The organism is Streptomyces sp. NPDC127129 (assembly GCF_042671585.1).
GTDB lineage: Bacteria > Actinomycetota > Actinomycetes > Streptomycetales > Streptomycetaceae > Streptomyces.
This window is the reverse complement of the sequence record NZ_JBHXTV010000019.1, coordinates 25,531-46,887: the sequence shown is the minus strand read 5'-3', so window position 1 is coordinate 46,887 and position 21,357 is coordinate 25,531. Positions and strand designations below refer to the sequence as shown.

The following is a 21,357-nucleotide window of genomic DNA, read 5'->3' as shown; positions in this document are numbered from 1 at the left end:
GGCCCGGGCGGCTACGCGGCCGGGGCGACCAGGCGGTAGCCGACGCCTCGCACGGTCTCGATCAGGGCGGGCATGGCCAGCTTGGAGCGCAGCGAGGCGACGTGCACCTCGAGCGTGCGGCCGGTCCCCTCCCAGTTGGTGCGCCAGACCTCGCTGATGATCTGCTCGCGCCGGAAGACCACACCGGGCCGTCCTGCGAGCAGGGCCAGCAGGTCGAACTCCTTGCGGGTGAGCTGGACGGGCGCGCCGTCGACGCTGACGCGGCGGGTGGGCAGCTCGATGACGACGGAGCCGAGCCGTAGCGCGGCGTCGTCGCCGGCCGCGCCGCCCTCGTCGCCGCCGGCGTTGCGCCGGCTGACGGCGTGGATGCGGGCGAGCAGTTCCCCGGTGTCGTACGGCTTGACCACGTAGTCGTCGGCCCCGAGGTTGAGGCCGTGTATCCGGGACCGTACGTCGGCGCGCGCCGTCACCATGATCACGGGGGTCGCGGTGAGCTTACGGATCCGGCCGCAGACCTGGTAGCCGTCCTGGTCGGGCAGGCCGAGGTCGAGCAGGATCACACCGTACGAAGGACGCTCGCCGTGCGCCGCGGGCAGCACCGCCTGGAGCGCCTCCTCGCCGTTCCGGGCGTGCGTGACCGCGAAGCCGTGCTTCGCCAGGACGGCGGACAGGGCCGCGGCGACATGATCGTCGTCTTCGACGAGCAGGAGTCTCATGGCCCCCCTCCGGTGGCTTCGTGATCGCGTGATGGCTATGGGTGTACCAGGGCATGAACGCCGATGGTCGGTGTCACAGTCAAGTGTCCCCCTGTGGCGACCGGGTTTCCGTTATGCACCCGGTACGCCGTCGCCCACCCCGTTCACACAGTGTGTCCGGCCGAGGCCTTATCGTTATCCTCAATTTCCGCTCAGATGTGATGACGCTCGTCGCACCACGTGCCTAGTGTCCTCCCCAACCGAGGAGGACGGAGCAAAAGCCGATGAGCGGAGTGTCAGTGACCAAGGGCTCGGAAGACGCCGGTACGGCGGCGGGCGACCTGGTCGTACTGTCCAACGTGAACAAGCACTTCGGCGCGCTGCATGTGCTCCAGGACATCGACCTGACGATCGCCCGGGGCGAAGTCGTGGTCGTCATCGGGCCTTCGGGGTCCGGTAAGTCCACACTGTGTCGCACCATCAACCGCCTGGAGACGATCGACTCCGGCACCATCACGATCGACGACCGGCCTCTGCCCCAGGAGGGCAAGGAGCTGGCACGGCTGCGCGCCGACGTCGGCATGGTGTTCCAGTCCTTCAATCTCTTCGCACACAAGACCGTGCTCGAGAACGTGATGCTGGGCCAGATCAAGGTCCGCAAGTCGACGAAGGCGCACGCCGAGTCGACGGCCCGCACCCTGCTCGACCGGGTGGGAGTCGGCAGCCAGGCGGACAAGTACCCGGCGCAGCTCTCCGGAGGCCAGCAGCAGCGTGTCGCGATCGCGCGGGCGCTGGCGATGGAGCCGAAGGTCATGCTGTTCGACGAGCCGACGTCGGCTCTCGACCCCGAGATGATCAACGAGGTCCTCGAGGTCATGCAGCAGTTGGCGCGCGACGGCATGACGATGGTCGTCGTCACCCATGAGATGGGTTTCGCGCGTTCCGCCGCCAACCGCGTGGTGTTCATGGCGGACGGCAAGATCGTCGAACAGGCCACGCCGGACGAGTTCTTCAGCAACCCGCGCAGCGACCGGGCGAAGGACTTCCTCTCGAAAATCCTCCACCACTGACGACGGTCAGCCTTCATCATTCACCCTGCTGACCAACAACCCACGAACCAAGGGATGTTCACCATGAAGCTCCGCAAGTCCGCGGCCGTGGCCGTCGCCGTGCTCGCACTCACCGCGACCGCCTGTGGTGGCAAGGAGGGCTCCGCCGGCGACAAGCCCGCCGTGAAGCCCGGTGACTCGAGCGCCCCGCAGCTCCCCAAGTACATCGTCGCCACCGACGTGAAGCTGGAGTCGCCCACCTTCAAGGAGGCGCAGAAGCGCGGCAAGCTGATCATCGGCTCCAAGGCCGACCAGCCGTACCTCGGCTTCGAGGACCAGGCCACCAAGGAGCGGTCCGGCTTCGACGTCGAGATCGCGAAGATGATCGCGGCCGACCTCGGCTTCACCGAGGACAAGATCGAGTGGAAGACCGTCGACTCCAAGCTCCGTGAGACGGCGATCTCGACGGGCCAGGTCGACTACTACGTCGGCACGTACACGATCAACGACAAGCGCAAGGCGCAGGTCGGCTTCGCGGGTCCGTACTACAAGGCCGGCGCCGACCTCCTGGTCCGCAAGGACGAGACCGCGATCACCGGTCCGGAGACCCTCAAGGGCAAGAAGGTCTGCTCCATCACGGGCTCGACGCCGCTGCAGGAGATCAAGAAGCCGCAGTACGGCGCCCAGACCACCGAGCTGGCGAAGTACTCCGACTGCGTGCAGCAGCTGCTCACCAAGCAGGTCGACGCGGTCACCACCGACGACGCGATCCTCAAGGGCTACGCCGCCGCCAACGCCGGCAAGCTCAAGGTCGTCGGCAAGCCGTTCACCGAGGAGCCCTACGGCGTCGGCATGAACAAGGACGACAAGGTCCTGCGCGACAAGATCAGCGACATCCTCGACGCGCACATCGAGGACGGCACGTACAAGAAGATCTACGAGGCGACCCTGGGCCTCTCCGGCTCCGCGTACGTCGCGCCGCCGGCGCGCGTCCGCTACTGATTCCTCGCCCTGAAGTCGAGCGCCCCGTACGGGAGTACGGGGCGCCGCTCCTCCTGCCCGTAAGCCGCTGACAGCCGACGCGGAGACCTCATGAACGTACTGCTCGACCATTTCCCGGAGTTCCGCGACGGCTTCATAGGAACCGTGTCGATCACCGCCGTCAGCTCGGTCATCGCGCTGGTCCTCGGCGTCGTCGTCGCCGGCTTCCGGGTGTCGCCCGTCCCGCCGCTGCGCTTCTTCGGGACCGCCTGGGTCACGCTCCTGCGCAACACCCCGCTGACGCTGCTCTTCCTCGTCTCGTTCTTCGTCGTCCCCGAGATCCTGTTCCCGGGTATGAGCCCCTTCGTGCTCGGCTCGCTCGCGCTCGGTTTCTACACCTCGGCGTTCGTCTGCGAAGCGGTCCGTTCCGGCATCAGCACGGTGCCGCTCGGCCAGGCAGAGGCCGCCCGCTCGCTGGGCATGACCTTCTCGCAGACCCTGCGGATGATCGTGCTGCCGCAGGCCACCCGGACCGTACTGCCGCCGCTGAGCTCGATCTTCATCGCGCTCACCAAGAACTCGGCCATCGCGGGCGCCTTCAGCGTCACCGAGCTCTTCGGCTGGCAGACGCTGATGAGCGAGCAGGGTTACGCCATCGGCCCCATCTTCGCCTGGGTGGCCGCCGCGTACCTGGTCGTCACGTTCACCATCAGCGGGATCTTCCGTCTCCTTGAGCGCCGCATGGAGGTCGCCCGATGAGTGCCAGCGTTCTGTACGACTCCCCCGGCCCCAAGGCGCGCGTCCGCAACCGGATCTTCGCCGTCGTAGGCACCGTCGTCATCGTCGCGCTGCTCGCCGTGAGCGTGCTCCGGCTGGCCGACAAGGGTCACCTCGACCCCGCGATGTGGGACATCTTCAACTACGCGGGCATCCGGCAGAACATCGCCGACGCCCTCGTCGCCACCCTCAAGGCCTTCGGCCTCGCGGCGGTCGGCTCGCTCGTGCTCGGTGTCCTGCTCGCCGTCGCCCGGCTCTCCGACCACGCCCCGGTGCGCCTGGTGGCCACCGGCTTCATCGAGCTCTTCCGCTCGATCCCGCTGCTGATCACGATCTACGCCGTCTGGGTCGCCTTCCTCACCGACTACTCGATGTGGGCGCTGGCCATCGGCCTGTCGATCTACAACGGCTGTGTGCAGGCCGAGGTCCTGCGCGCCGGCGTGAACTCCGTGCCGAAGGGGCAGCGGGAGGCCGCGTACGCCCTGGGCATGAGCAAGACGCAGGTCATGACGACGGTCCTGATGCCGCAGGCCGTCCGGGCGATGCTGCCGACGATCATCAGCCAGCTGGTGGTCACCCTGAAGGACACCTCGCTCGGCTTCGTCATCCTCTACCCCGAGCTGCTCTACTCGGCCCGGCTGATCGCCTCCAACACGCAGGTCAACGGCCAGTACCCGTACGTCTCCACGATCGTGGTCTTCGGCGCCATCTACATCGCGCTGTGCCTGGCCCTCTCCTCGCTCGCCACCTGGATCGAGAAGCGGGGCCGGCGGGCCAAGACGGGGATCGCCGTCTCGGAAGCCGGCGTGACGGGGGTCGCCCAGGGCAACGAGGCCGTACTGATCCCGGCGAGCCGGACCGAGGCACCGGGAGGCTTCGACGGAGTGGCGCCCGGCGGTGACCGCGACAACCGCGGCGACGGTACCGACGGGACCGGCATCACGAAGAACTGACAGTATGTGACATCATCCGGGGGCAGTGGCGGTCGCGCCGCTGCCCCCGTCGCTTGACGCAAGCACCCGCAATGGGTTGCATACGTTCTGTGATCACGCACCGGGCTCGCGCCACACTTCGCTGTGCTACCCGCATGACCGAACGGCCTTCAGGAGCCGCGCCGTGGACCCGGTGATCATCGTCGGCGCGGGGCCCGTGGGCCTCGCGCTCTCCCTTGCCCTGGCCTCGCAGGGTGTGCCCTCCGTCGTGCTCGACGAGGGCACCGGCAAGGAGGAGCCGCGCCCCGCGCGGACCGTCGTGCTGCGTGCCGACATGGCGGCGATGGTGGACCGGCTGGGCTGCGCCACGCTGCGTGACGAGGGGGTCCGCTGGGTCGGTTGGCGCTCTCTGCGGCGGAAGCAGCAGATGAGGCACATCGAGCTGAGTCTGGGTCTCGGCGGTACGGAGAGTGACGACGAGGGTCCGGCGGCTCCGCTGCACATCCCTCAGCACGCCCTCGCCCGAGGCCTGCGCGACGCGATCGCCAGGCAGGAACTGATCAAGCTCGTCTGCGACGCCCGCCTCGACACGATCGAGCAGGACGAGCGCGGCGTGACCGCACACACCCGTGGCCCCGCTTCCGGCGCCAACGGGACGTGGTGGCGCGGCAGCCATCTGGTCGGCTGCGACGGCGCCCGCTCCACGGTGCGCAAGCTGCTCTCGATCCGCTTTCCCGGACGTACGGCGGTCGAACGGCACGCCGTGGCGGCGCTGCGCGTGGAACTGCCGTGGCCGGGCGAAGCTCTGTTGCACCGTCAGCCGCCGTGGCGGGGAGGCGGCGAGGAGGTCACGGCCCGTCCGCTGCCGGACGGGGTCTGGCGGATCGACTGGCTGCTGCCGCCGCGGGGCGATCTCGTCACCCCGGACGCGCTCGTCGCCAGGATCCGGGAGACGCTGGCCGGCTGGTGCGGTGGGGAGACGCCTCCGTACGAGTTGATCGACACCGGCGTCCACACGCTGCACCACCGGCTCGCGCGGCGCTGGCGCGTGGACCGGGTGTTCCTGGCGGGTGACGCGGCGCACCTCCTCGGGGCGGTCGGGACGCAGGGCCTCGACGAGGGGCTGCGGGACGCCGACAACCTGGCCTGGAAGCTCGCGTACGCCTGGCACCACGGGGCCTCGGACACGCTCCTCGACAGCTACCAGAGCGAGCGGCGGGCCGCCGTCGCCTCCCGGCTGCGGGCCGCCGACCAGTCGCTGCCGGTGCTGCGCGGCGGTGGGGGGCTGCGGACGTATCTGCCCGGCGGCGCGCGTGGCCACGACACCTTGTTGACGGACGGTCACCTGGGGCGCGGTCCGCTGGGCGCGCCCCCCGCGTACCCGCACTCCCCCCTCGCGCCCCAGGACGCCGGCGCGTCCCGGAGCGCGGTGGGGACGGGGACCGGCGCGCCGGTCGAGGACGTCCGCGTGACGGCACCGGACGGCACGACGGTACGGCTCCGGGACCGGCTCGGCCGGGGCCGGCTGCTCGTGGTGCTCGTCGCGCCCGGCACGGGGGTCTGGGACCGGCGGCACTGGATGAGCGCGGGCGTGATGCCGCGGCTCGTGGAGGCGGTGCGGGCCCTGCCGGTGAAGGCGGAGCTGCTGGTCACGGAGGCGTATCCGGGAGCCGTGGCCCACACGGTGCTGCTCGTCCGTCCGGACGGACATCTGGTCGCCTCGTTCCCCGGGGTCCGGCCCGACGAGTTGTACGCGGCGGCGGACGCGACCCGGGGCGGCAAGGCGGAGACCACGGAGAGCGGCGTCGCCTCGGGGGCGGCGAAGAGCGACCGTACCGGGGCGGGCGGGGTCGCGCCACGGACGGCGAAGAGCGACCGTACCGCGGACATCAATTGACCCTCACAGGCGCGCATGGTGTACTCCGGAGCGTGACCGACACCGATGTGCGCCTGTGGCGGAGGGTCCATATGGATCTCCTCCGTTTCGCGGGCTGCGTGTGTCGCCCGTCCTGCTGAATTCGCCCCCCCCCTCGCGTGATCCTCGCCGCCGACGCGTTCGGCGCGCCGTGTCGCGCGCTTCTCCCGCGAACCTCAGGACGGTCCTCCGTGCCCCAGCATGTCTCCGCGTCCACCGGCGCGTCCTCCGCCTCCGCCTCCGCGCTTCCCTCCGCGCCCACCGCCGCCGATCTTCTGGACTTCGTCCGCAGCACGGCGGCGGACACCGAACTGATCGACTCGTTGCCGCTCGACCCCGAGGGCCGTACCTGGGTACGGCTCGAGGGCCCCGGCGGCAGCGAGGCGTGGCTCATCGGGTGGCCGCCCGGCACGGGCACGGGGTGGCACGACCACGCCGAGTCCCAGGGCGCGTTCACCACGGCGCGGGGCACCCTGACGGAGAACTCCCTCGCGGTGCGGCTGCCTTCGGGTGGCTGGAAGACCCTGGAACTGGCCGACGGCGTCGACCGCGAGCGGCGGCTTCCGGCGGGCAAGGGGCGCGCGTTCGGACAGCACCATGTGCACGAGGTGCTCAACGAGTCCGGCGACACGCACGCGGTGTCGGTCCACGCGTACTATCCGCCGCTCCCGCTGATCCGGCGCTTCAGCCGGTCGGGCGCGGTGCTCCGTCTTGAGCAGGTCGAGCGTCCGGAGGACTGGCAGTGAGCGAGCACGAGACGGCCGAACGGGTGGGAATCGACGAGCTTCTCGAGCGGGTCAGGTCCGGGCTCGACCGGATCGAGCCGCGCGTGGCCCACGAGGCGTACGAGGCGGGTGACGCGCTTCTGGTGGACACCCGGTACGCGGCCCTGCGTGAGCGGGACGGGGTGGTCCCGGGCGCGCTGATCGTGGAGCGCAACGAACTGGAGTGGCGGCTCGACCCGTTGGGCAGCCACCGCGCGCCGGAGGCGGACAGCCACGACCTGCGGGTGGTGGTGTTCTGCAACGAGGGGTACGCGTCCTCGCTGGCGGCGGCCTCGCTGCGGCAGCTGGGCCTGCACCGGGCGACGGACGTGATCGGCGGCTTCCAGGCCTGGAAGGCGGCGGGCCTTCCGGTCGTACGGCCGGACAGCACGGCGTAGCCGGTAGGGCAAACGCCGGCGCACCACCGACGCCGGCGCACTCACGGGCGACGGGGCACTCGCGGGCACCGGCGCGCAGGCCTCGCGGTGTGTCCCAGCCCCGTGGGTCCCCGCACGCTGCGGCCCGGCCACTCTCGGCGTCGTGGCTTCTCGCTCCGGGCGCCGCTCCCGGACTCCGCTCCGGGCGCCGCTCCGGTCAGAAGGGTTCGTCCAGGCCCTCGGTGTCCTCGCCCTCGGCCTCCAGGGCCTGGCGGACGACCCGCAGGGCCATGCCCTCCGGGTAGCCCTTGCGGGCGAGCATGCCCGCGAGCCGTCTCAGCCGGCGGTCCCGGTCGAGGCCACGGGTGGCGCGGAGCTTGCGGTCGACGAGCTCGCGCGCGGTGATCTCCTCCTGCTCGGAGTCCAGTTGCCCCACCGCCTCCTGGATGAGCGAGGCGTCGACGCCCTTGGTGCGCAGCTCGCGGGCGAGGGCGCGGCGGGCGAGTCCGCGCCCGTGATGCCGGGACTCGACCCAGGCGTCGGCGAACGCGGCGTCGTCGATCAGCCCGACGTCCTCGAACCGCGAGAGGACCTCCTCCGCGACGTCGTCGGGGATCTCGCGCTTGCGCAGGGCGTCGGCGAGCTGCTTGCGGGTACGAGGGGTCCCGGTGAGCAGGCGCAGGCAGATCGCCCGCGCCCGCTCAGCCGGATCCTGGGGCGACAGCTCCTTCTCGGCCCTCGACGAGTCGGCGCTGTCGCCCGGCCATTCGGTGCGACCGGTCACTGGTTCAGCTCTTGGCCGCCGGGGCCTTGGTCGCCTTGGTGGCCTTGGCCGCCGGGGCGGACTTGGCCGTGTCGTCCGCGGCGGCCGGCTCCGTGGCGGCCGCGGCGTCCGCACCCGCCTCGGCGGTCTCGGCGCCCGGCCGGACGCCGACGCCCAGCTTCTCCTTGATCTTCCGCTCGATCTCGTTGGCGAGATCGGGGTTGTCCTTCAGGAAGTTGCGGGCGTTCTCCTTGCCCTGGCCGAGCTGGTCGCCCTCGTACGTGTACCAGGCGCCGGCCTTGCGGACGAAGCCGTGCTCCACGCCCATGTCGATCAGGCCGCCCTCGCGGCTGATGCCCTGGCCGTAGAGGATGTCGAACTCGGCCTGCTTGAAGGGCGGCGCGACCTTGTTCTTGACGACCTTGACGCGGGTGCGGTTGCCGACCGCGTCCGTGCCGTCCTTGAGGGTCTCGATGCGGCGGATGTCGAGGCGCACCGAGGCGTAGAACTTCAGGGCGCGGCCACCGGTCGTGGTCTCCGGCGAGCCGAACATCACGCCGATCTTCTCGCGGAGCTGGTTGATGAAGATCGCGGTGGTCTTGGACTGGTTGAGCGCGCTGGTGATCTTCCGGAGCGCCTGGCTCATCAGACGGGCCTGGAGACCCACGTGCGAGTCGCCCATCTCGCCCTCGATCTCCGCGCGCGGGACGAGCGCGGCGACGGAGTCGATGACGATGAGGTCGAGCGCGCCGGAACGGACCAGCATGTCGACGATCTCGAGGGCCTGCTCGCCGTTGTCCGGCTGGGACAGGATGAGGTTGTCGATGTCGACACCGAGCTTCTTCGCGTACTCGGGGTCGAGGGCGTGCTCGGCGTCGACGAAGGCGACCTGACCGCCGGCCTTCTGGGCGTTCGCCACGGCGTGCAGGGTCAGGGTCGTCTTACCGGAGGACTCCGGTCCGTAGATCTCCACGACACGGCCGCGGGGCAGGCCGCCGACGCCGAGCGCGACGTCGAGGGCGGTCGAGCCGGTGGAGATCACCTCGATCGGCTCCTGGGTGCGGTCGCCCATGCGCATCACGGCACCCTTGCCGAATTGCCGTTCAATCTGAGCGAGCGCGGCTTCGAGAGCCTTCTCGCGGTCGGTACCTGCCATGGGTTCCACCCGGTTTGCTTGAGTCGATCGCTTCATGTGAAAGACGCTAACCCCTGCCACTGACAATGGGCCCCGACGTCCCTCCGACCTGTGGATAACTCGCCCACAACCCCGCGATTCCAAGGGCCGGAACCCCATAAGAATGGATGTTCGATTTTGGTGTCAAGCGCACCACGCGGGCCCGCGGCCACCGTTCGGCGCGGCCCCGCCGCCCCGCGCCCGCCTATCCTTCCTGGCATGGCGCTCCCCTTCCACGACCGTGGCGGCCGTATGTCCCCGCGGGTCGCCGACGCCGTCGTGGCGCTCGTCGTGACCCTCGTCGTGGTCGTCTGGACGCTGGTGTCCGCGCGGTACGCGAGCGAGCCCGTGAGCCGTACCGTCATCGGCTGGGCGCTGATCGCGGTCGGCTGCGGCGCCCTCGTGTTCCGGCGGCGGGCCCCCGTCACCGTCGCCGTCGTCACCCTGCTCGCCTGCGCGGTCTACTACCCGGCGTCCGCGCAGGACGGCCCGCTGATGATCGCCTTCGCCCTCGCGCTGTACACCACGGCGGCGGAGGGCCGCTTCGCCGCCGCCGTCGCGCTCGCCTCGGTCACGCTGCTCGCCGTCGGGCTCGGCGAGATCCGGCAGGAGGAAGGCCACCGCCAGATCGACGACACCTCGCTCGCGATGCTGGCCGGCTGGCTGATCAGCCTCGTCGCCGTGGGCCGTGCCCAGCGGACCCGGCTCGCCTACCTCCACGAAGTGGAGCAGCGGGCGCTCGCCGCCGAGCGGGAGCAGGAGGCGCGGGCCCTGCAGAGCGCCACGGAGGAACGGCTGCGGATCGCCAGGGAGCTCCATGACGTGCTGGGCCACAGCATCTCGCTGATCAACGTGCAGTCGGGCGCCGTGCTGCACCGGCTGAGCAAGAAGCCCGACCCGGAGGTCGCGCTGGCGGCGGCCCAGGAGGCCCTCGAAGCGGTGAAGGCCACCAGCAAGGACGCGCTGCGCGAGCTCCGCGCCACGCTCGGGGTGCTGCGCCAGGCCGACGAGGCCGCGCCGACCGGACCGACCTCGGGCCTCGCCCTGCTCGGAGAGCTGGTGGAGCGGGCCAGGGGCACGGGGCTCGACGTGCGCACGGAGCTGACGGGCACCCCCGTACCGCTCGCGCCGCCGGTGGACCTCGCCGCGTATCGGATCGTGCAGGAGTCGCTGACCAACGTGACCCGGCACTCCGGTGCCCGTACGGTCACGGTCGCGCTCGACTGGCGCACGGACGAGCTGCGCCTGCGGATCGAGGACGACGGGGAGGGGGCTCCGGAGGAGCGGCCGCTGGGCAGCGGCATCCGGGGCATGGCCGAGCGCGCCCGCGCGTTCGGCGGCGAACTGACCGCCCTCAGCACCACCGAGGGTTTCCGGGTCGACGCCCGGCTGCCGATCGACGCAGCCGCGTCGACGACCACCACGTCCGAGGGGGACTCCCGATGATCCGCGTCGTACTGGCCGACGACCAGACACTGGTCCGGGCCGGGTTCCGCTCGATCCTGACCGACGAGGACGACATCGAGGTGGTCGGGGAGGCCGGGGACGGCGAGCAGGCCATCGCCCTCGCCCGCGAACTGCGCCCGGACGTGGTCCTGATGGACATCAGGATGCCGGGGCTCGACGGTCTCGAGGCCACTCGCCGGATCACCGCCGACGCCCGCCTCGAAGGCGTCCGGGTGGTGATCCTGACCACCTTCGACGTCGACGACCACGTCTACGGCGCGCTGCGCGCCGGGGCGAGCGGTTTCCTCGTGAAGGACACCGAGCCGATGGAACTCCTCCACGGCGTACGGGTGGTGGCGCGCGGCGACGCGCTGATCGCCCCCGCGGTCACCCGCCGGCTCATCGCGGAGTTCGCCGGCCGCTCGAAGCAGCCGGACCCCAGCCCGCGCCTGAACGCCCTCACGGAGCGGGAACGTGAGGTGATGGGCCTGGTCGGGGCGGGTCTCTCCAACGACGAGATCGCCCGGCGCCTCGTCCTCTCCCCGGCCACGGCCAAGACCCACGTCAGCCGGATCATGACCAAGCTGGACGTGCGCGACCGGGCGCAGCTGGTGATCCTGGCGTACGAGTCGGGGATGATCACGCCCGGCTGGCTGGGGTGACGCGCGGCAGCGTCCGGCAAGGTCCACGCGGCACCCCCTAGGGGGCACGCGCGCGTGGGCGCAACTCCTGGGGTATGCGCGCGTGGGGCGGCGCAACCGCGGGGGTACACCCACTGACCGCCGCCGGGCGACGCGGGCCCCGGAGCCGTACGCCGACGCTTGCGGCGTGAATCCAGACGTCCTCGATCTCGCCCGGCTGCAGTTCGCCCTCACGGCGGGCGGCCACTTCCTCTTCGTCGCGCTGACGCTGGGGCTCGCGACCGTGGTCGCCGTCGTCCAGACGGTGGCGACGGTCGGGCGGAAGCCGCTGCACGCGCGCATGGTCCGCTACTGGGGCCAGCTGTACGTGATCAATTACGCGGTCGGGATCGTCACGGGCATCGTGATGGAGTTCCAGTTCGGGCTGAGCTGGAGCGGCCTGACGCATTTCGCGGGCAACGTCTTCGGCGCGTCGCTCGCGGTCGAGACGATCGTGGCGTTCTTCGTCGAGTCGACCTTCCTCGGCCTGTGGATCTTCGGCTGGCACCGCTTCAACCGCTGGGTCCATCTGGCGACGATCTGGATCGTCACGCTGACCGCGTACCTCTCGGCGTACTGGATCCTGGTCTCCAACGGCTTCCTCAACAACCCGGTCGGGTACCGGACCGAGGGCGGCAGGCTCGTCCTGGACGATCCGGTCGCCGTGCTGGCCAACCCGTCCGCCCTCCTCGCCTTCGGGCACATCGTCGCCGGTGCGCTGCTCACGGCCGGCTTCTTCGTGGCCGGTGTCAGCGCGTACCACCTGTTCCGGCGGTCGCCCGAGTGGGAGTTCTTCGGCCGGAGCCTGCGGATCGGGGTCTTCCTCTCCTTCCCGGCGCTGATGGTCACGGCCGCCTTCGGCGGAGTCCAGCTGGCGGCGCTCCGCACCCTCCAGCCCATGAAGTCGGCGGTGTTCAGTCAGAAGTCGGCCGAAATCGCCCAGATACAGGCGGACATGGTCGCCCGGTTCGGTCCCGGCGACTACGTCCCTTCCGAGGCGTGGACCCGTGGCGGCGGCCTGGTCATGCTCCTCAGCTTCGCCCTGATGATGTACCTCACCTTCGCCGGCGTGATCCTCGCCTGCTTCAAGAAGGTCGTCTTCCGCTTCCGGCTCTGGCACCTGGTCCTCATGGCCGCCGTCCCGCTGCCCTATCTCGCGATGATCAGCGGCTGGGTGTTCCGCGAGGCGGGCCGCCAGCCCTGGGTCGTGTACGGGCTCCTGAAGACCGAGGACGCGGTCTCCGACCTCTCCCCCGGCGCCATGCGCGCCTCCCTGATCGTCTTCACCACCCTCTTCAGCCTGCTCGTCGTCCTCAACGCCTGGCTGCTCGCCCGGCACGCCCGCCGGGGCCCGGTCGACCCGGGGCTCGGCCGCGACGACCGGGACGGCCCGGAGGACCGGAACGGTCCCGAGGACCCCGCCGATTCCCTGCCCGCCACCCGCTACTGAGGAGCCCGGCCGTGGAAAGCCTCGCCATCGCCCTGCTCGCGTTCTTCGCCACCGGCTACTTCGTGCTCGCGGGCGCGGACGTCGGAACGGGGATGCTCACCCCGTACCTCGGCCGCACCGACCACGAGCGGCGCCTGGTCATCACCTCCTTCGCACCCTTCTTCCTGGGCAACGAGGTGTGGCTGATCGCCACCGCGGGCGTCCTCGTCGGCTGCTTCCCCGACCTCGAAGGGGAGCTGCTGTCCGGCCGGTTCGCGCTGTTCGTGCCCCTCCTGACCGGCTGGATCGTCCGTGACGGCGGACTGTGGTCGCGCGGGCGCGGGCCGGGGCCGCGCTGGCGTGCGGTCTGCGACGGGGCGGTGGTCTGCGGCAGCTGGACCGTCGCGCTGGCCTGGGGGTGGCTGCTGGCCGCACCGCTGACCGGCGTGCCGTACGAACGGGCCTCCGGGCCCACCGCGATGCTCGTCGCCCTCGCCGTGGCCGCCCTGTTCGCCGCGCACGGGCTCGGCTTCGCCACTCTCCGGCTCACCGGAGAGCCGTACGAACGCGCCCGGCTGCTGGTGGGGCGGACGGGGCCCTGGCAGTCGTTCGCCCTCACCGCGGTCCTCCTCGGGGCGCTGCCGCTCCTCGCCGGTACGGCCCTCCCGCTCACCGAGCGGGCCGCCGACGGCGCCACGCTCGCACTGCTCGTCCCCGCCCTGCTCGTCGTCACCCCGGTCATCGTGGCCGCCCAGGTGTGGACCTGGCGGACCTTCCGGCACCGGGTGACCCGGCCTTCGTACCTGTGACTCCCAGAAGGGGAAACCATCATGACGACCACGCGGGACACCGGTCCCACGACGAACCCGGCGCGTCCGCCGAAGCCGCCGGCCCGGCGGGGAAGCGTCTTCGAGCGCCTGGCCACCTTCTCGTACCGCCACCGCTGGTCCGCCGTGCTGCTGTGGATCGTCGTCGTGGCCGCGGCGACCGGTGCCTCGACGGCCGTGGGCAGCGCCTACCACAACGACTTCTCGCTGCCCGGCACCGATTCCCAGTCCGCACGGACCGTCCTGGAACGGCACGGCTCCGCCCAGGCCACGGACGCCACCCTGCAGATCGTCGTCAAGGACGAGCGGGGTGTCCGCGAGAAGACGGTCCACGCGCGCGTGGAGGGGCTTCTCGACACCGTCGAGGGGCTTCCGGGCGTGACGGGCGTGCGCGGTCCGTACGAGGAGAGGGCGGCGGTCTCCGAGGACGGAACCGTCGGCTACGCGACCGTCGCCCTGGACGGACCGGCGGAGAACACCGACCGCGCAGAGGTCCTGAAGATCATCGACACCGTACGGGCGGCACAGGGCGACGGACTGACCGCCGCCGTCGGCGGGGACGCGGCACGCGGCGCCGAGGAGGGCGGCGGCGGAGCGGCCGAGGGCGCGGGCATGCTGGGAGCGCTGGTGGTCCTGGTCTTCCTGTTCGGCTCCCTGGTCGCGGCGAGCCTGCCCGTGATCACCGCGGTCTTCGCGGTCGGCAGCTCGATCGGGCTGATCGCCCTCGCCTCGCATCTCGCGGACGTCGCCGACTTCACCCCGCCGATCATGATGCTGGTCGGTCTCGGTGTCGGCATCGACTACGCGCTGCTGATCTTCTCCCGCTACCGCGGCGAGCTGCTGCACGGCGCGGAACCCGAGCGGGCGGCGCGCACCGCGCTGGACGCGGCGGGGCGCACGGTCTTCTTCGCGGGCTGCACGGTGATCATCGCGCTGATGGGTCTGGTCGCGCTCGGACTGGGCTCTCTCCAGGGCGTGGCGCTCGCCGTCGCCCTGACCGTCCTCGTCACCATGGCCGCCTCGCTCACCCTGCTCCCGGCGCTGCTCGGGATCTTCGGCCGCCGCATCCAGCGGCAGGTCGCCAAGCGGGCCGCGAAGGCGAGGCGCGAGGAGGGAGCCCGTTGGCGCGGCTGGGCGACGGCGGTGCAGAGGCGGCCCTGGGCGGCGCTGCTGGTCTCGGTGGCCGCCCTCGGCGCGCTCGCCGCGCCCGCGCTCGACATGCGGCTCGGCTTCGCCGACGCGGGCAACGACGCCCCGGCGAAGTCCAGCAGGCAGGCGTACGACCTGCTGGCCGAGGGCTTCGGGCCGGGCTTCAACGGGCCGCTGATCGTGGTCGCGGACGGGGGAGGCGAGCGGGCCGCGAGCGCCCTGCGCCAGGCCCTGGAGAAGACGGAGGGCATCGCGGCGGCGAGCGCCCCCATCCCGACGAAGGACGCCGCGGTCTCCACCGTCATCGCCTTCCCCGAGTCGGCCCCCCAGGCCGAGGCGACCTCGGAGCTCGTCGACCGGCTGCGGTCCGACGTCCTGCCGCCGGTGGAGCGGGCGACGGGCGCCGATCTCCTGGTCGGTGGGCCGACGGCGGCGACCGAGGACTTCGCCGCGACCGTCGCGGACCGGATGCCGCTCTTCGTCGCGATCGTCGTCGGTCTCTCGGCGCTCCTGCTGCTCCTGGTCTTCCGGTCCGTCCTCATCCCCGTCAAGGCGGCGCTGCTCAACCTGGTGAGCATCGGAGCGGCCCTCGGGGTGATCACCCTGGTCTTCCAGCACGGCTGGTTCGGCGTGCAGCCCGGCCCGATCGAGGCGTTCATCCCCGTGATGATCTTCGCGATCGTCTTCGGACTCTCGATGGACTACGAGGTCTTCCTGCTCTCCCGGATCCATGAGGAGTGGGAGCGCACCAGGGACCCGCAGGGATCGGTACGGGAGGGCCTCGCGGCGACCGGAAAGGTCATCACGGCCGCCGCGGCGATCATGATCGTGGTGTTCTCCGCCTTCGTCCTCAGCCCCGACCGGATGCTCCAGCAGTTCGGCCTCGGCCTCGCGGTGGCGATCCTGCTGGACGCGGTGGTCATCCGCTGTCTGATCGTGCCGGCGGTCATGCAGCTGCTCGGGCGGCGCGCGTGGTGGCTCCCGGGCCCGCTGGAGCGGATGCTGCCGAAGGTGCGGCTGGAACGCCACTGACGAGCGGACCGGCCGGCAGGGTCAGGTGCCGTCCTCCCCGGACGCCGCCTGGCCCTGCTTCTTCTTGTGGTGCAGCGCCTTCTGCAGCCGGGCCACCACGGCCTCGCCATAGCGCCGGTGCCCGTGGACGCGCGGATCGTCGGTCACGTCGTAGCGCTTCACATAGGCACCGAGGAAGGCCTGGAGCGTGGCGACGGCCGGGATCGCGATCAGCGCGCCGACCGCGCCGAGCAGCGCCGTACCGGCGATCACCGAGCCGAACGCGACCGCCGGGTGGATGTCGACGGTCTTGGACGTCAGCTTGGGCTGGAGGACGTAGTTCTCGAACTGCTGGTAGATCACGACGAAGCCCAGCACCCACAGCGCGTACCAGGGATCGACGGTGAAGGCGATCAGCATCGGCAGCGCGCCCGCGAGGTAGGTGCCGATGGTCGGGATGAACTGCGACACGAGGCCGACCCACACGGCGAGCGCGGGGGCGTACGGCACATCGAGGATCTCGAAGAGCACGAAGTGCGCCACGCCGGAGATCAGCGCCATCAGGCCGCGCGAGTACAGGTAGCCACCGGTCTTGTCGACCGCGATCTCCCAGGCCCGCAGCACCTCGGTCTGCTTGGCCGGCGGCAGGACGGAGCACAGTGCCCGGCGGAGCCGGGGCCCGTCGGCCGCGAAGTAGAACGCGAAGAGGAAGATCGTCAGGAGCTTGAACAGCCCCCCGAGGAGTGTGGCGGACACGTCCAGGACACCGGAGGCGCTGTTCTGCACGTACTTCTGCAGCCAGTCCGAGCGCAGCAGGCTGTCCTGCACCTCGACCCGGGACAGCTCGGTGTGGAAGTGCTGGTTCGTCCAGTTGATCAGCGAGTCGAGGTACTTCGGGAAGTTCTCGACCATGTCGACGATCTGGCCGGCGAGCATGGAGCCCAGCAGGACGACGAAGCCGACGCCGAAGACCAGGACCGCGAGGAACACCAGGAACGTGGCGAGTCCTCGCCGCATGCCCCGGGCGGCCATCCGCCCGACGGCGGGTTCGATGGCAAGGGCCAGGAAGAAGGCGACCAGGACGTTGATGAGAAGCCCGACGAGCTGGTAGAAGGCCCAGCTGCCGAGCTGGAAGCAGGCGTAGAGCGCCAGGGCGAGGACCAGGGCGCGGGGCAGCCAGCGGGGCATCCGGGCAGGGGGCGCAGACAGGGCCGAGCCCGGCCCACCGGAGCCGGATCCGCCACCCGCCGCGGCCGCCGCCACGGGCTCGGGCGCCTCGGGTCCCGACGCGGATCTCGTCAGGTCGCTGTCCGCGGACGACCGCGCCTTGGGGGGACGGCCGGTCACGGCCTGGTCGAGGGTCCCGTCGGTCGTCGTCTTGCCGGTCTCGTCGGTTTCGTCAGTCGGAGCCACCCGGCCAGTCTCGCGCACCGCGCGGACATTCCCTCCCCGCGCGGGCCGGGTCAGCGCTTCTCCGCCGGTACGTCCATGGCCGCGCAGACCGCCCGCCACACGTCCTTCGCCTCCCAGCCGGCGTCCAGCGCCTCGTGCACCGTACGTCCGCCCAGTTCGGACATCACATGGTCCCGCGCGAAGGATTCGGCGTAGGAGCCACCGAAGTGGTCCGCCATCCGCTCCCAGAAAATCGTCAACCGCATGACGCCAGTATCCCGCCCCCAGGAGTGCAGCCGGGCCGGTAAGCCTTGTCACACGTCCCGGGCGGCCTACGGTCGGACCATGGCTGGAACTCCTCTCGCGGCTCCGCACCCCACGCCGCTCGCACGCGCCGAACAGTTCGTCTGGCTGACGGCCCGTGTGCTCGAACAGCGCCGGTTCGCCTACCACTTCCTCCGCGGCGGGGCGGAGCCCGTCGAGGTCGCGCTCACCGCGTACCTCAACGAGGACGGCGGCTACGGTCACGCGCTCGAACCGGATCTGCGCGGCCCGGTCAGCCAGCCGCTGCACACCGGGCACGCGCTGCGGGTCCTGGACTCCATCGGCCGCTGCGGCGGCCTGCGGGTGGAACGAATCTGCCGCTACCTCACCGAGGTGTCCACCCTCGACGGGGCGCTGCCCGCGATCCACCCGTCGCAGCGCGGCTATCCCAGCGCGCCCTTCGTACCGATCGTCGACAACCCGCCGAGCGCGCTGCTGTCCACGGGCCCCGTGGTCGGGCTGCTCCACCGGAACCAGGTCTGGCACGCCTGGCTGTTCCGTGCGACCGAGTTCTGCTGGTCGGCGGTCGAGTCGCTGGAGAAGTCGCACCCGTACGAGATCGAGGCCGCCGTCGCCTTCCTCGACGGGGTCCCCGACCGGTCACGGGCGCAGGCGGTGGCCGACCGGCTGGGGCGCCTGGTGCGGGACCAGGGTCTCGCGGCCCTGGATCCCGACCGGCTCGACGAACTCCCCGTCGCGCCGGGGTACGCGCCGGGCGAGCACCACTTCCCGTACGACTACGCGCGCGTGCCGGACTCGCTGGCCCGCCGCTGGTTCACGGAGGAGGAGATGGCGCGCTCCCTCGACCACCTGGCGGCAGGCCAGCAGGAGGACGGCGGCTGGCCCGTCACCTGGCGCGAGTGGGCCCCGGGAACGGCTCTCGAGGCGCGTCCGATCGTGACGATCGAGGCGCTCCGCACCCTGCGCGCCCACGGCCGCCCGATCGCTTGAGGCCGGTGCCTGGGCCGCGCGCCGGGCGCCGGGCGCGCCGCCGGACCGGGCGCGCCGCCGGACCGAGGGTCACGGCGGAGGTTCGTTCAGCCGCCCAGCGCCCGTACCCCCGCCGTGACGAGGACGGCCGCGGCCACGACGACCAGGAAGGGGGCCCGCAGAACCAGGGCCACGGCCGCGGCCGCCACCCCTGCCGCGCGGGCGTCCAGGGCGAGGCCGGTCCCCACGCCGAAGGTCTGCTGGGCGGTGAGCGCCGCGAGCAGCGCCACGGGCACCAGGGCCGCCAGCCGCTGGACGAGCGGTCGTTCGAGGGTGCCCGCGGGTACCAGGAGCCCGAGCAGCTTGACCAGGTAGCAGCCGACGACCGTGAGGCCGATCGCGATCCAGACGGTCATCGCTCCTCCTCCTTCTCCGACGGGCCCGACGCACCTGCCGTGCCCGGCCCGCCCGACCCGTTCGACGCGCTCGACCCGTTCGACGCGCCCGAGCCGTCCGTCCCACCGGCCATGCGCCGGCCCCGCAGCCACAGCACCGCCGGTGCGGCGAGGGCCGCCGCCAGAACGGGGACGCCGGCCGGCAGTACGGGCATCAGCCCGAGGCCGAGAACCACGGCGAGCCCCGCCGTGTACCGCTCCGTCGCCGTCTTCAGCATCGGCGCGAGCAGCGCGAGGAAGACCGCGGGGCCGGCCGCGTCCAGGCCCCAGGCCTCGGTGTCGCCGATGGCCTCGGCCCCGAGGGCGCCGAGCAGGGTCGTCAGGTTCCACAGCACGTAGAGCGTGAGTCCGGTGACGGTGAAGCCGATCCGCGCGGCCCGCCGCGTCGGCTGCGCGAGCGCCACGGCGGTCGTCTCGTCGATGACCCACTGCGCGGCGAACGGCCTGACCGCGCGGGGCAGGGCGAGAAGCTGGGACAGGCGCAGCCCGTAGAACGCGTTACGCGTGCCCAGGAAGAAGGCGCCCGCCGCGGCCGTGAACGGGCTCCCGCCGGCCGCGAGCGCTCCCACCAGCGCGAACTGCGAGGCGCCGGTGAAGACGAGCAGGCTGAGCGCGCAGGTCTGGAGCAGGGTGAGTCCGGATCCCGCGGCGGTCACGCCGAAGGCGAAGCCGGAGAGGCCGACGGCGATCCCGACGCCCAGTGCGTCGCGCACCACCGCCGAGTCCGCCTTGACGGGACTCTCCCGTATGACTGGGGTTGCTGTCTGTTCTGCCACGCCGCCGACGTTACGTACCCCGGCCGCCTGCGGTCTTGTACGTTCTTGCACCCCGTGTTCCCGCCCCGCCCGTCCGCGTTCCCGCCCCGCCCGTCCGCGTTCCCGCCCCGCCGGTCCGCGTTCCCGCAGCTCCGCCCAGCGAGCCCGCGCCGCCCCGCGAGCGCTGGTACGCCCCCGGCGGCACGCCCACGCTCCGTGCGAAGTGGCGGTTGAGGTGCGACTGATCGGTGAAGCCGACGGTGGCGGCCGCCTCGGCCGGTGCCGTCCCGGTGTCGAGCAGGTGGCGGGCCCGCCGCACGCGCGCGTCGGTGAGCCAGGTGTGGGGCGGCATCCCGTACGCGTCCCGGAAGGCCCGCAGCAGGGCGAAGGGACTGGTGCCGAGATCGGCGGCGAGCCTCTCCAGGGTCGGCGGGTCGATCATCCGCTCCTCCAGGACGGCACGCGCGCGTGCCGCGTTGCGGGCGCCTGCCGAGCGTGGGGCGAGCGGTGCGATCCGGCCCCCGTGACTGCGCAGCATCCTGGCCGTGACCAGCCGCAGGAGGCTGTCGGCGGCCAGCGCGTTGCCCTCCTCGGCGGCCCGGTGGACGCCGATGACGAGCTGTGCGGCGTACGGGTCGTCCACGACCGGGTCGGTGAACCCGACGTCGCCCCGCAGCGCGATGGTGTCGGCCGCGATGGACCGGATCAGCTCCGCGTCGGGGTAGATCGTCCGGTACGTCCAGCCCTCGGGCACGCCCGCGTGCCCGGTGTGCGGGGTGTCGGGGTTGACCAGGGCTATCTGGCCGGGCCCGGCGTGCACGAGGTCGTCGCGGTAGTGGAACGCCTCGACACCGTCGGTGATGGCGGCGAAGACGAAAGACTCGTGCGTGTGCCGGGCGAAGGCCTTGCGCACGTAGTGGGCGTGCAGCAGGTCGACGCCCGGCAGCTCGGAGTACTGCCAGTACCGTGCCCGTTCCCCAGTCGCCATGCCTCCATTCTCCGCCACGGACCGGCGCCGCCACCAACCGGGTTTCCCCAGGTCCGGGCGGTTGTCAGTGGTGGGGTGCACGATGGGTGGCATGGTCAGGTCCGCGCTCGACTCGTTCTCCCCCGCGACCCGTGGTTGGTTCACCGGGGCCTTCCACGCGCCCACCGCGGCGCAGGAGGGCGCCTGGCAGGCCATCGGCGCGGGCTCGGACGTGCTCGTGGTGGCCCCCACGGGGTCCGGCAAGACCCTGGCCGCCTTCCTCGCCTCCCTGGACCGGCTGGCCTCCGCCCCGCCGCCCGCCGACCCCAAGAAGCGCTGCCGCGTGCTGTACGTCTCGCCGCTGAAGGCCCTGGCCGTCGACGTCGAGCGCAATCTCCGCTCCCCGCTGACCGGTATCCGTCAGGAGTCGGGGCGGGGCGGGGCGCCCCCGCCCGCCCGCCCGGGGGGGGGGCGCGCGGGGGGCCCCCCCCCCCCCCGGCGGGGCGCGCGGGGCCCCCCGCCCCCCCGCAAACAGAGCACCCCCCCCCCCTCGCGGGTGCGGGAG

22 protein-coding genes and 1 pseudogene are annotated in these 21,357 nt (G+C 71.8%); 15 read left to right on the top strand and 8 right to left on the bottom strand.

Features of this window, described 5'->3' with window-relative positions:
• Positions 1-11: 11 nt before the first annotated feature.
• Positions 12-716, bottom strand: a complete 705-nt coding sequence (locus ACFVGW_RS30475) for a response regulator transcription factor (RefSeq protein ID WP_385854195.1) — start codon at positions 714-716, stop codon at positions 12-14.
• 263 nt (positions 717-979) lie between these two features.
• Between ACFVGW_RS30475 and ACFVGW_RS30470 the strand changes: the two genes are divergently transcribed.
• The 8 genes from ACFVGW_RS30470 (at position 980) to ACFVGW_RS30435 (ending at position 7,511) form a co-directional block, all read left to right on the top strand.
• Entirely contained in the window at positions 980-1,765 is a 786-nt protein-coding gene (locus ACFVGW_RS30470; RefSeq protein WP_352192459.1) for an amino acid ABC transporter ATP-binding protein, read from the top strand.
• A 63-nt stretch (positions 1,766-1,828) separates the two neighbouring features.
• Positions 1,829-2,746: a glutamate ABC transporter substrate-binding protein gene (locus tag ACFVGW_RS30465; protein ID WP_383228558.1), complete on the top strand. Its 918-nt coding sequence runs from the start codon at positions 1,829-1,831 to the stop codon at positions 2,744-2,746.
• Between the two features lie 90 nt (positions 2,747-2,836).
• A complete protein-coding gene (locus ACFVGW_RS30460; RefSeq protein WP_352192457.1) occupies positions 2,837-3,484 on the top strand; it encodes an amino acid ABC transporter permease in 648 nt (215 codons plus the stop codon).
• Positions 3,481-4,455, top strand: coding sequence for an amino acid ABC transporter permease (locus tag ACFVGW_RS30455; protein ID WP_385854194.1), 975 nt, complete (start codon positions 3,481-3,483; stop codon positions 4,453-4,455). Before ACFVGW_RS30460 ends, ACFVGW_RS30455 begins: the two co-directional genes overlap by 4 nt.
• A gap of 163 nt (positions 4,456-4,618) precedes the next feature.
• Positions 4,619-6,331: an FAD-dependent monooxygenase gene (locus tag ACFVGW_RS30450; RefSeq protein WP_385854193.1), complete on the top strand. Its 1,713-nt coding sequence runs from the start codon at positions 4,619-4,621 to the stop codon at positions 6,329-6,331.
• 32 nt (positions 6,332-6,363) lie between these two features.
• Complete coding sequence (locus tag ACFVGW_RS30445) at positions 6,364-6,450, top strand: putative leader peptide (protein ID WP_361441868.1); 87 nt, start codon at positions 6,364-6,366, stop codon at positions 6,448-6,450.
• Positions 6,451-6,540: 90 nt separating this feature from the next.
• A complete protein-coding gene (locus tag ACFVGW_RS30440; RefSeq protein WP_385854192.1) occupies positions 6,541-7,095 on the top strand; it encodes a cysteine dioxygenase in 555 nt (184 codons plus the stop codon).
• Entirely contained in the window at positions 7,092-7,511 is a 420-nt protein-coding gene (locus tag ACFVGW_RS30435; RefSeq protein WP_352192453.1) for a rhodanese-like domain-containing protein, read from the top strand. Before ACFVGW_RS30440 ends, ACFVGW_RS30435 begins: the two co-directional genes overlap by 4 nt.
• Positions 7,512-7,707: 196 nt before the next feature.
• On the opposite strand, the gene recX is transcribed toward ACFVGW_RS30435, so the two are convergent.
• Both recX and recA read right to left on the bottom strand, forming a co-directional pair.
• Positions 7,708-8,274 (bottom strand): recombination regulator RecX, encoded by a 567-nt coding sequence (gene recX, locus ACFVGW_RS30430; RefSeq protein WP_383228553.1) that lies wholly within the window; start codon positions 8,272-8,274, stop codon positions 7,708-7,710.
• Positions 8,275-8,278: 4 nt separating this feature from the next.
• On the bottom strand, positions 8,279-9,409 hold the full coding sequence (gene recA / locus ACFVGW_RS30425) for a recombinase RecA (protein WP_383228552.1): 1,131 nt from the start codon (positions 9,407-9,409) through the stop codon (positions 8,279-8,281).
• 237 nt (positions 9,410-9,646) lie between these two features.
• Here recA and ACFVGW_RS30420 point away from each other — a divergent pair, with 237 nt between their 5' ends.
• The 5 genes from ACFVGW_RS30420 to ACFVGW_RS30400 all read left to right on the top strand — a co-directional run bounded on the left by ACFVGW_RS30420 (position 9,647) and on the right by ACFVGW_RS30400 (position 15,990).
• The gene (locus tag ACFVGW_RS30420) at positions 9,647-10,873 is read left to right on the top strand and encodes a sensor histidine kinase (RefSeq protein WP_385854191.1); all 1,227 of its coding nucleotides are present in this window, start codon (positions 9,647-9,649) and stop codon (positions 10,871-10,873) included.
• Positions 10,870-11,535, top strand: a complete 666-nt coding sequence (locus tag ACFVGW_RS30415; RefSeq protein ID WP_385854190.1) for a response regulator — start codon at positions 10,870-10,872, stop codon at positions 11,533-11,535. The genes ACFVGW_RS30420 and ACFVGW_RS30415 overlap by 4 nt, the downstream gene beginning before the upstream one ends.
• Before the next feature lie 166 nt (positions 11,536-11,701).
• Positions 11,702-13,003 (top strand): cytochrome ubiquinol oxidase subunit I, encoded by a 1,302-nt coding sequence (locus ACFVGW_RS30410; RefSeq protein ID WP_385854189.1) that lies wholly within the window; start codon positions 11,702-11,704, stop codon positions 13,001-13,003.
• 11 nt (positions 13,004-13,014) lie between these two features.
• Positions 13,015-13,791 (top strand): cytochrome d ubiquinol oxidase subunit II, encoded by a 777-nt coding sequence (locus tag ACFVGW_RS30405; protein ID WP_385854188.1) that lies wholly within the window; start codon positions 13,015-13,017, stop codon positions 13,789-13,791.
• 21 nt (positions 13,792-13,812) lie between these two features.
• On the top strand, positions 13,813-15,990 hold the full coding sequence (locus tag ACFVGW_RS30400; protein WP_385854187.1) for an MMPL family transporter: 2,178 nt from the start codon (positions 13,813-13,815) through the stop codon (positions 15,988-15,990).
• Between the two features lie 21 nt (positions 15,991-16,011).
• Here ACFVGW_RS30400 and ACFVGW_RS30395 read toward each other — a convergent pair whose 3' ends face one another.
• Both ACFVGW_RS30395 and ACFVGW_RS30390 read right to left on the bottom strand, forming a co-directional pair.
• Positions 16,012-17,382, bottom strand: a complete 1,371-nt coding sequence (locus ACFVGW_RS30395; RefSeq protein WP_383568807.1) for an AI-2E family transporter — start codon at positions 17,380-17,382, stop codon at positions 16,012-16,014.
• Positions 17,383-17,432: 50 nt separating this feature from the next.
• Complete coding sequence (locus ACFVGW_RS30390; RefSeq protein ID WP_352192006.1) at positions 17,433-17,627, bottom strand: DUF3046 domain-containing protein; 195 nt, start codon at positions 17,625-17,627, stop codon at positions 17,433-17,435.
• 79 nt (positions 17,628-17,706) lie between these two features.
• Here ACFVGW_RS30390 and ACFVGW_RS30385 point away from each other — a divergent pair, with 79 nt between their 5' ends.
• The gene (locus tag ACFVGW_RS30385; RefSeq protein ID WP_383228545.1) at positions 17,707-18,636 is read left to right on the top strand and encodes a hypothetical protein; all 930 of its coding nucleotides are present in this window, start codon (positions 17,707-17,709) and stop codon (positions 18,634-18,636) included.
• Between the two features lie 86 nt (positions 18,637-18,722).
• Here ACFVGW_RS30385 and ACFVGW_RS30380 read toward each other — a convergent pair whose 3' ends face one another.
• From ACFVGW_RS30380 to ACFVGW_RS30370, 3 genes are read right to left on the bottom strand one after another with little or no spacing between them, the layout of a single operon-like run.
• A complete protein-coding gene (locus tag ACFVGW_RS30380) occupies positions 18,723-19,031 on the bottom strand; it encodes an AzlD domain-containing protein (protein WP_352192004.1) in 309 nt (102 codons plus the stop codon).
• Positions 19,028-19,846, bottom strand: a complete 819-nt coding sequence (locus ACFVGW_RS30375) for an AzlC family ABC transporter permease (RefSeq protein ID WP_385854186.1) — start codon at positions 19,844-19,846, stop codon at positions 19,028-19,030. Before ACFVGW_RS30375 ends, ACFVGW_RS30380 begins: the two co-directional genes overlap by 4 nt.
• A gap of 10 nt (positions 19,847-19,856) precedes the next feature.
• Positions 19,857-20,813, bottom strand: coding sequence for an AraC family transcriptional regulator (locus ACFVGW_RS30370; protein WP_385854185.1), 957 nt, complete (start codon positions 20,811-20,813; stop codon positions 19,857-19,859).
• A gap of 91 nt (positions 20,814-20,904) precedes the next feature.
• On the opposite strand from ACFVGW_RS30370, the pseudogene ACFVGW_RS30365 reads away from it, so the two are divergent.
• Positions 20,905-21,244, top strand: a pseudogene (locus ACFVGW_RS30365) (DEAD/DEAH box helicase); the annotation flags it as partial.
• Between the last annotated feature and the right edge of the window lie 113 nt (positions 21,245-21,357).

Bases quoted from the DNA above. Each gene is read 5' to 3' on its own strand.
- ACFVGW_RS30475 (WP_385854195.1), bottom strand. From the start codon at position 716: ATGAGACTCCTGCTCGTCGAAGACGACGATCATGTCGCCGCGGCCCTG.
- ACFVGW_RS30470 (WP_352192459.1), top strand. From the start codon at position 980: ATGAGCGGAGTGTCAGTGACCAAGGGCTCGGAAGACGCCGGTACGGCG.
- ACFVGW_RS30465 (WP_383228558.1), top strand. From the start codon at position 1,829: ATGAAGCTCCGCAAGTCCGCGGCCGTGGCCGTCGCCGTGCTCGCACTC.
- ACFVGW_RS30460 (WP_352192457.1), top strand. From the start codon at position 2,837: ATGAACGTACTGCTCGACCATTTCCCGGAGTTCCGCGACGGCTTCATA.
- ACFVGW_RS30455 (WP_385854194.1), top strand. From the start codon at position 3,481: ATGAGTGCCAGCGTTCTGTACGACTCCCCCGGCCCCAAGGCGCGCGTC.
- recA (WP_383228552.1), bottom strand. From the start codon at position 9,409: ATGGCAGGTACCGACCGCGAGAAGGCTCTCGAAGCCGCGCTCGCTCAG.
- ACFVGW_RS30420 (WP_385854191.1), top strand. From the start codon at position 9,647: ATGGCGCTCCCCTTCCACGACCGTGGCGGCCGTATGTCCCCGCGGGTC.
- ACFVGW_RS30415 (WP_385854190.1), top strand. From the start codon at position 10,870: ATGATCCGCGTCGTACTGGCCGACGACCAGACACTGGTCCGGGCCGGG.
- ACFVGW_RS30400 (WP_385854187.1), top strand. From the start codon at position 13,813: ATGACGACCACGCGGGACACCGGTCCCACGACGAACCCGGCGCGTCCG.
- ACFVGW_RS30390 (WP_352192006.1), bottom strand. From the start codon at position 17,627: ATGCGGTTGACGATTTTCTGGGAGCGGATGGCGGACCACTTCGGTGGC.
- ACFVGW_RS30385 (WP_383228545.1), top strand. From the start codon at position 17,707: ATGGCTGGAACTCCTCTCGCGGCTCCGCACCCCACGCCGCTCGCACGC.
- ACFVGW_RS30380 (WP_352192004.1), bottom strand. From the start codon at position 19,031: ATGACCGTCTGGATCGCGATCGGCCTCACGGTCGTCGGCTGCTACCTG.
- ACFVGW_RS30370 (WP_385854185.1), bottom strand. From the start codon at position 20,813: ATGGCGACTGGGGAACGGGCACGGTACTGGCAGTACTCCGAGCTGCCG.